The organism is Collinsella aerofaciens, assembly GCF_039758965.1.
In the GTDB taxonomy this organism is placed as follows: Bacteria; Actinomycetota; Coriobacteriia; order Coriobacteriales; family Coriobacteriaceae; genus Collinsella; species Collinsella aerofaciens_BR.
The window spans coordinates 1-8,741 of the sequence record NZ_JBDMSL010000037.1 but is presented as its reverse complement, the minus strand read 5'-3'; the positions used below and the strand labels follow the sequence as shown (position 1 = coordinate 8,741).

Here is an 8,741-nt window from a genome sequence, read left to right as displayed (position 1 = left end):
GATATACGCCGTGATGCGCGACCGGGTGCCCTACCGGGAGTAGCCCCGACGGTTGACAAAACTATAGGAACACCCAATGACTAGCTGCCGGGGTGCGGGTGTGACTTTCATCCCGTTTGGCGCTCCGGTCGCCTAGATGTTCGCCATGCGTACCTGCAAACGTGGGACAATGGCGCTGTTGGTTTTACAGACAAAGGATGTGCCTATGAACACCCTCGCCGCCAAAGTCAGCCGGCAGCGCCACCTGTTTGCGCGATTCGCTTCCGTCTGCGTGCTCGTCACGCTTGCGTTGTTGCTGCTGCCTGTCGCCGCGCACGCCGACGGCTACTCCATGACCCAAACCTATATCGGTGCCACGGTCGAGGCCGATGGCTCGCTGAGTGTTGTCGAGGGACGCCAGTTTGATTTCGACGACGACATCAACGGCGTGTTTTGGGAGATCAATACGGGCTCCAACCAGCAGGGCGGCACGGCGGGCGTCGACGTGCTGAGTGTCGAGGAAGAGGACACCGCGTTTAACAAAGTCGATAGCGCGAACAAGGGCGACTCTGGCGTCTACACGGTCGAGCAGACCGGTGACGGCGTAAGGATTAAGGTGTTCAGCCCTCACGAGAGCGGCGACAGCGCAATCTACTACGTGAGCTACACCATGACCGGTGCGGTTATGAACTGGGCCGATACCGCCGAGCTCTACTGGAAGTTTGTGGGCGACGGCTGGTCTGCGGATTCCGATGACGTCGAGATGGAAGTGTGCTTCGCGAATGCCGCTGCCGGGACGGCGGCCGTCAAGGGCGATAACTTCCGCGCATGGGGCCACGGTCCGCTGACGGGCGACGTGTCGCTCGATGAGGGCGAGCCCATGGTCACCTATACCATTCCCTGCGTGCATCAGGGCGAATTCGCCGAGGCACGCATCGCCTTCCCCAGCGACTGGGTGCCGCAGCTTGCCGCCTCGGGCGAAGAGCGCATGTCAACGATCCTGAGCGAAGAGAAGGAATGGGCCGACGAAGCTAACGCCCGCCGCGCTCACGCTCGCATGATTGCCAATGCACTTGCCGTGCTAAGTGTTGTCGCGGCGTTGGCCTTTACCGGCACAATCGTTGTGCTTAAGCTGCGCCGCCGTAAGCCCAAGCCGCTTTTCCAGGACGAATATTTCCGCGATGTGCCTTCGGCCGACCACCCCGCCGTGCTTTCGGCCCTCATGAGCTGGAACGAGGTGCCCGATCAGGCATATATCGCCACGCTCATGAAGCTCACTGACGACCGTGTGATCAAGCTGGAGCAGGCGACCGTGACCAAGGCCAAGAAGGGTCTGTTGGGGCGTGAAAAAGAAGAGCAGACGTATCGCGTGACGGTGAGTGATGCGGGCTGGAAGTCGGCCAAGGGCATTGACCACATGGTGCTCAAGGTCTTCTTTGCCGGTGCTAAGCCTGACGAGAACGGTGACCGTTCGCGCACGTTCGACGAGCTGCAGCACTACGTCAAGCAGCACGCTACACCCGTGGGTGATAAGCTCGAGGACTATCAGAACACCGTTAAGGGCAAGCTGGCCGATAGCGAGTACGTTGCCTCGGACGGCATTGTTGCAATGGTGTTTTGCCTGGTTCTTGGTATCCTGATTGCCTTTGTTCCCGTGGGATCCATTTTCTTTACCGATGGCGCACAGGCGAACATTACCGCCGCGGTTATCTCGGTGCCGATTGTGCTGGTGGGTATCGGCGTGGGCCTTACGTTCCGCCGCTTTACGCCGGAGGGCGCCGAGGTGGCGGCTCGCTGCAAGGCACTTAAGCATTGGCTCGAGGACTTCACTCGTCTAAAGGAAGCCGTCCCGGGCGATCTGGTGCTGTGGAACAAGCTGCTGGTGATGGGCGTTGCCCTGGGCGTTTCGAAAGAAGTGCTGCGACAGCTGGCCGAGGCCGTGCCTGCGGACCTGCGCAACAGCGACGATTTCTACGACAACTACCCCTGCTACTGGTGGTACTACCATCATTACGGTACCGAGTCCCCGCTCGATTCATTCGATGACGTGTATCACGAGACCATCCGTGAGCTGGCGTCGAGTTCCGATAGCTCGAGCGGCGGCGGAGGCGGCGGCTTCTCTGGCGGCGGAGGCGGCGGCGTCGGCGGAGGCGGCGGCGGAACGTTCTAGCGCGCTCTGATTTTTGGGATGGATCTTCTCCGGCGACTGTTGGCGGAAAATCTATCCCATTTTTATGCTTTGAAATGGGTCTATCTTTCCGTTACGGATCCCCACACAGGGGGCAGTGGGCAAAAAATGCCAAATATGAGTACTGTTGCCATTATAGTGACATATATTTGCACTAAATAATGGGCTCCTAATGAGATTATCTCTCGTTAGGGGCCCATTTTATTGAACATTTGTGGAAATACGTCAGCTCGCCTGACTGGCTGCTATGTCTAAAAGCCTCTAAAATGCCCCAAATCGCTGCTACTAAAAAGGTAACAGTACTCATATTTGATGTTTTTTGCCCACAGCTATTTGCAGACCCCTCTATAGGGCGACGCCAACGAGGGTTTCGTCGACTGTGCTACCCAAGAATGTCCCCAACGACTAGGTGCGGTTGCTGCCAAGGAGTGTCCCGGGGTGCCGGCACAAAAGGAACGTCCCTAACTGCCGGGTTTAGGCTGTTAGATCGAGTTCGTAGAGGAAGCTTTCGCGCGGCATGTCGTGACGGCGCTCTTCGCGGTTGGCGCGGTGCGTGGCCGTGCGCTTAAAGCCGTGCAGCTCGTAGAACTTCCACGAGCAGTTGGAGTCGGTGTACAGGTGCGCCCTCGTCGCTCCAAGCGAGGACAGGTGCGAGACCGCGGCATCGAGCAGAACCGTGCCAACGCCCAGGCCATGGACATCGCGATCCACGGCAAGCAGCGTGACCTCGTTGTCGTGCGGCAACGGGCTGCTCTCGAGCAGGCGGTTGTTGGTTCGGATGGTTGCGCGCACAAACGAGAGATACTCGGCGCAGGCATCAGGCTCCAGCTCACGCATCTGCGATAGCAGCGCGCGTTCGGTATCCATCCAATGCTCGTTGATAGTGACGCCGGAGTTCTGTCCTGCGCGTGCAAGTGCAATGCCGCGCGCCTCGCCGTCAATCACCGCAACCTGCGAAAACGTCGATGACGAAAGGCAATAGGCAAGGTCGCATGCGGCCTCAAGGCGGTTGTACTCATCGTTATCCGAATTGTTATGCCAAAGCTGTTGCAGAATCAGCGCGATGGCGTCAAAGTCTTCGGTATCAAACGGTCGGTAGAGAACCCGCGAGACCATGGTGCCTCTTTCTTTTGCGGATGCATATCGAGCACAGTTCTACCACGCTATTGGCATCTAATTATGGTGCCCCTGTGTTCCATGAACTCACCGTGCCCGGTGCCGTGCCCATCCCCTCTGCTCGCAAACTTTTTCTGCACATGCGCCCGTTGCGGGGTGCATCGATGCGCTCGATGCGCTACATTGAATCAGTATTTTCAATGCCGCTGCGCGAGCGCTGCAGATCGACGTATCACCGACTCACAGAGCACGGCGGCGTACCAGACAGGAGGACTGCATGGGATCTGATGTGAAGATCGCACGCGCGTTGATCTCGGTTACCGATAAGACGGGCGTCGTCGATTTCGCACGGACGCTGGTCGATGACTTTGGCGTCGAGATCATCTCTACGGGCGGCACGGCTCGTGCCATCGAGGACGCGGGCGTTCCCGTAACCCCCATCGAGGAGTTCACGGGCTATCCCGAGATGATGGACGGCCGCGTTAAGACCCTGCACCCCAAGGTTCACGGCGCGCTGCTGGCCCGCCGCGATTCCGAGCAGCACATGCAGGAGGCCGCTCAGCACGGCATTAAGCTGATCGACTTGGTCGTCGTCAACCTGTACGAGTTCGAGAAGACCGTCGCCAACCCCGAGGTCACCTTTGCGGACGCCATCGAGCACATCGACATTGGCGGTCCCTCCATGCTGCGCTCTGCCGCCAAGAACGCCGTGAGCGTTACCGTTATCTCCGACCCGGCCGACTACGACGCCGTCCTGGCCGAGATGCACGAGACCGGTGGCTGCACCACGCTTTCCACCCGTCGTCGCCTGCAGGTGAAGGTCTACCAGACCACCGCCGCCTACGACACGGCTATCTCCCGTTGGCTTGCCGCCCAGGCAAGCGACGTGGCGGACACCTCTGCCAAGCTCGAGATCTCGCTGGAGAAGGTCGACGACCTGCGCTATGGCGAGAACCCGCAGCAGAAGGCTACGGTCTACCGCTTTGCCGAGGGCTGCGAGAACACCGCGAGCTCGCAGTTCCCGCTCGTGGGCTCCGAGCAGATCCAGGGCAAGCCGCTCAGCTACAACAACTATCTGGATGCCGACGCCGCCTGGAACCTGGTCCGCGAGTTCGACGAGCCTGCCTGCGTGATCCTCAAGCATCAGAACCCCTGCGGTTCCGCCGTTGCCGAGGACATCACGGCTGCCTACGACCGCGCTTTCGCCTGCGATCCCAAGAGCGCCTTCGGCGGCATCATCGCCTGCAACCGCGAGGTTCCCTTTGATCTGGTTGAGCACTTTGCCGATCAGAACAAGCAGTTCGTCGAGGTCATCATCGCCCCGAGTTACACCGCCGAGGCGCTCGAGCGCATGGCCAAGCGCCCCAACCTGCGCGTGTTGGCGACCGGCGGCGTGGACCACGGCGCCCAGGTGGAGCTGCGCTCCGTCGACGGCGGCATGCTGGTGCAGGAGGTCGACCACGTGACCGAGGATCCCGCGACCTTTACGTTCCCTACCGACCGCAAGCCCACCGACGCCGAGATGGCCGAGCTCGAGTTTGCCTGGAAGGTCTGCAAGGGCGTTAAGTCCAACGCCATCCTGGTCTCCAAGGGCAAGGCCGGCATTGGCATGGGCCCGGGTCAGCCCAACCGCGTTGACTCCGCACTGCTTGCCTGCGAACGCGCCGAGGACTTTTGCGAGCGTGAGGGCGTGGAGAAGGGTGGCTTTGCCTGCGCAAGCGACGCATTCTTCCCGTTCCGCGACAACGTCGACGTGCTTGCCGAGCACGGTGTGACTTGCATCATCCAGCCCGGCGGCTCCAAGCGCGATGACGAGAGCATCCAGGCCTGCAATGAACACAATATCGCTATGGTCTTCACCGGTGCCAGGCATTTCCGTCACTAAGTTTCGCCCCGGGACAAAATAATCTCTGCAAAAGGCGGCTGCTCCGTTTGGAGGGCCGTCTTTTTGGTATAAGAGGACGGAATGACTAACACGAAAGGTACAACCATGCCCCAGATTGATGATGCCGAGCTGTTTGGCAATGCCGAGGATCAGCGTGCGTACGAGGACTTTTGCGCCAATCAGGAGGCGGTCGAGAAGTTTACGCTCGACAAGCCCGCGCTTATCTGCCGTTGGCGCATGTCCAATAAAAAGGTGCCCATGCTCAACCGCCACATTCGCGCACTGTCCGAGCGCCTGGTGCAGGGCGAGCCACTTACCCATAACATGCTCAGCTGGGCCAAACAGCACGTTGAGTGGTCACTAGCCGAGGGCGACTATACCGCGCACGATGGCGTGCTCATGCTGGTGATCGACATCAACGGTAACGCCGCCATGACGGTGGGCGAGTACGAACCGCTGGCCGATACGTCGGCCAAGGCGCTACGTGCCCGCTCCGCCGAGGCCCGCTCCGAGGCCGACGAAACCGGCGTGGCGCCCGAGCTGCTCGCCGCCGTCGATAACGGCGAGCTGGCCTTTGTGGCGCCAGCGGACGAGTGCCTGTGCGGCACGGCGACGCTCATCGAGCAGCTGGCCCAGACCAAGGGCATCCCGGTCACGCGCGTAGATATTCCCGCGCAGCTCAAGGGTGCCCTGTTCCTGGTGAGCGACGAGCACGGTGTGGTTGCCGCCGCCGACTCCGACGCCGCCGACTCCGACGCCGCCACGGTCGCCTTCTTCGCCGAAGGCTACGAAAAGCTTCGTGCCCGCCGCTAAATGATGTTTCTGGGACGGGGATTAAAGAATCATTTTGGTCCCCGCCACCGCTGCGAGTGCGAGGCGGACAAAACGGCCCCGCTCGCGAACAGTTCTGTCACCTGGCACCGCGCGAGGCGTGTACTCGCGACGCTGTGGGCATAATGGTGTGAAAGGTGCAAGTTACGCGAAATGGGAGGATACATGGCGCTGATCTATGTCGTTGAGGACGACGAGCCCATTCGTCGTGAGCTTATCGACATCCTTGCCCGCGCCGGGTTTGAGATCGAGGCCTGCGAATCGTTTGAGCACGTCTCGCGCGATATTCTCGCCGCCGCGCCCGACCTGGTGCTGCTCGACCTCACGCTTCCCGTCAAGGACGGCCAGCATATCTGCCACGAGGTTCGCCGCGAATCCGAGGTTCCCATCATCGTCCTCACGTCGCGCACGACCGAGATCGACGAGGTCATGGCCATGACGCTCGGCGCGGACGACTTTGTTCCCAAACCCTATAGCGCCCGTGTGCTCGTGGCGCGCATCAATGCCTTGCTGCGCCGCACCGCGGCGGCGGGCGAGCGTAGCACGCTCGTCCACAAGGGACTGGAGCTCGACCTCGCACGCTCCATGGTCACCAATACGCAAACCGGTACCAGCACCGAGCTCACCAAAAACGAACTGCGTATCCTCTCGCTGCTTCTGAGCCGCGCGGGCAAGATTGTTTCGCGCTCGGCCATCATGCAGGACCTGTGGGACTCCGACGCCTTCGTGGACGACAACACGCTCACCGTCAACATCAACCGCCTGCGCACCACGCTCGAAAAAATCGGCATCAAGGGGTATTTGACGACGCACCGCGGCCAGGGCTATTCGGTTTAGGGGCCGGCTATGTCGTTTGCCAAATTCTTCAAAGATGCGCTGCTTCCCGTCGCCGTGTGGACGTGCGGCGTGCTGCTGAGCTGCTTTGTGCTGACGGTCGCCGGCGCACCCGTTTCTATCGTGGTCGTGGCGGTCGGCGTGTCCTTTATCTTCGGTATGCTCGGCATCGTGATCGAGTACGTTCGCCGTCGCCGTTTTCTGCGTCAGTTGGAGCGCGCGGCAGAGGAGCTCGAGAGTCCCGCATGGGTGCAGGAGATGGTGCAATGCCCGACCTATGCCGAGGGCGAGCTCGAATACGAGGTCTTGCGCCGGGTGGGCAAAGCCGCTTGCGATGAGGTGGCGGAAGGCCGCCGTCAGACCGTTGGCTATCGCGACTATATCGAGAGCTGGGTCCACGAGGCCAAGCTGCCTCTGGCGGCAGCCCATCTGATTTTGGAAAACCTGGACGGCAGCGAAGATGATCTGTCGCGCGTAGATGACCTCGGTCGCGAGCTTGCCCGCGTGGAGCGCTATATCGACCAAGCGCTCTACTATGCGCGCTCGGAGGTTGTGGAGCGCGATTACCTGATTCGTCGCTGGGACCTTAAGACCTTGGTGACGGGTGCGATTAAAGCCAACGCCCGCGAGCTCATCGCGGCGCACATGGCTCCGGTGTGCGAGAACCTCGACTTCGAGGTCTTTACCGACGAGAAGTGGCTCGAGTTTATTCTGGGCCAGCTCATTCAGAACAGCATTAAATATGCGCGTGAGGACGGCGCAAAGATCGTGTTTTCGGGTGCCTTGCTGGACGAGGGCCTGGCGAGCGAGCGCATCGAGCTTACCGTCGCGGACAACGGCTGCGGCGTGAGCGCGGCCGACCTGCCGCGCGTGTTCGAGAAGGGCTTTACCGGCGACAACGGCCGCACCACCAAGCGTGCAACGGGCATCGGCCTCTACCTGGTGGCGCGCCTGTGCTCCAAGATGGGCATCGACGTCACCGCAGCATCCGAGCCCGGCGAAGGCTTCGTCGTAACATTCGCGTTTTCAACGAATAAGTTTCAATATTTCGAGTAACGCACGCGGTAGACGCCCACCCAAACAAAAACGTGCCGTCCCAAACGGGGCGGCACGCCGTTTTTCTATCAGCCAACTCGTTGAAGTATGGTGACGAAGGCGCAAGGCCGGGAGGGGTTATCTAAGCCGACATCCCGCAGCCGCGAAGCGGCGAGGACGTCGGCGTGATAACCCCGCAGGCCTTGCGCCGACGGGAAGGAACCTACTTCACGACCAAAATGTCGCAGTCCGTATTGCGCAGCAAAAACGTCGAAATCGAGCCCAGGAGCGCATACTTGATCGAGGACAGGCCGCGAGCGCCGCAGAGCACCAGGTCGGGCTTGACCACGTCGAGCATCTCGTCCTTGAGCGTCTCGCGAATACGACCGGCGCGAATCATGACCTCGACCTCGGGAATGTCGGGATTGGCCTTGGCCTCTTCGAGCTGCTTGGCGATGGAGTTCTTAAATGCCTCCTCTAGGCCGTTGACCAGATCGACCGGATAGGAACCGGCACTCTCGAGTGCCGTGGAATCGATGACGTGGCCGATGATCAGCTTAGCGCCGTTGTTCGCGGCGACTTTGATGGCGCGTGCGAGCACAAAATCCTGCTGTTCAGTACCGTCGAGTGAAACAAATACCTTGGTGTAGCCCTCGTTCATGGTTTCCTCCTTGGTCTATCGCACGGGCGCGGGGCTCGTGCGTCGGGCGGGCGCGGGCGCGTTGGCCGCCGGACACTTTATCTTGTTGCAGTTATACCCAAGGATTTCGGTTTGACCGCTCGCAATTCTGTGAACGGTTGATTTCCGATCTCAGCCGAACACTTTGAGCGGATAGGCCGTTCCCGCAGTTAGCTGAACGCCCCCGCGGCCCC

7 protein-coding genes are annotated in these 8,741 nt (G+C 60.6%); 5 read left to right on the top strand and 2 right to left on the bottom strand.

Features of this window, described 5'->3' with window-relative positions:
- The first annotated feature begins 205 nt into the window (after positions 1-205).
- Positions 206-2,149: a DUF2207 family protein gene (locus ABHU32_RS09700; protein ID WP_346979785.1), complete on the top strand. Its 1,944-nt coding sequence runs from the start codon at positions 206-208 to the stop codon at positions 2,147-2,149.
- Positions 2,150-2,641: 492 nt separating this feature from the next.
- Here the strand turns inward: ABHU32_RS09700 and ABHU32_RS09695 are convergent, their stop codons facing one another.
- Positions 2,642-3,283 carry a GNAT family N-acetyltransferase gene (locus ABHU32_RS09695; protein WP_148332653.1) on the bottom strand — a complete coding sequence of 214 codons (642 nt, stop codon included), beginning with the start codon at positions 3,281-3,283 and terminating at the stop codon, positions 2,642-2,644.
- Between the two features lie 277 nt (positions 3,284-3,560).
- Between ABHU32_RS09695 and purH the strand changes: the two genes are divergently transcribed.
- The 4 genes from purH (at position 3,561) to ABHU32_RS09675 (ending at position 7,889) form a co-directional block, all read left to right on the top strand.
- The gene (purH, locus tag ABHU32_RS09690) at positions 3,561-5,168 is read left to right on the top strand and encodes a bifunctional phosphoribosylaminoimidazolecarboxamide formyltransferase/IMP cyclohydrolase (RefSeq protein ID WP_346979784.1); all 1,608 of its coding nucleotides are present in this window, start codon (positions 3,561-3,563) and stop codon (positions 5,166-5,168) included.
- A gap of 105 nt (positions 5,169-5,273) precedes the next feature.
- Positions 5,274-5,981: a hypothetical protein gene (locus tag ABHU32_RS09685; protein ID WP_346979783.1), complete on the top strand. Its 708-nt coding sequence runs from the start codon at positions 5,274-5,276 to the stop codon at positions 5,979-5,981.
- 183 nt (positions 5,982-6,164) lie between these two features.
- Positions 6,165-6,836: a response regulator transcription factor gene (locus ABHU32_RS09680; protein WP_215693267.1), complete on the top strand. Its 672-nt coding sequence runs from the start codon at positions 6,165-6,167 to the stop codon at positions 6,834-6,836.
- 9 nt (positions 6,837-6,845) lie between these two features.
- Positions 6,846-7,889 (top strand): sensor histidine kinase, encoded by a 1,044-nt coding sequence (locus ABHU32_RS09675; RefSeq protein ID WP_346979782.1) that lies wholly within the window; start codon positions 6,846-6,848, stop codon positions 7,887-7,889.
- A gap of 202 nt (positions 7,890-8,091) precedes the next feature.
- On the opposite strand, the gene ABHU32_RS09670 is transcribed toward ABHU32_RS09675, so the two are convergent.
- Positions 8,092-8,529, bottom strand: a complete 438-nt coding sequence (locus tag ABHU32_RS09670) for a universal stress protein (RefSeq protein WP_006235921.1) — start codon at positions 8,527-8,529, stop codon at positions 8,092-8,094.
- Between the last annotated feature and the right edge of the window lie 212 nt (positions 8,530-8,741).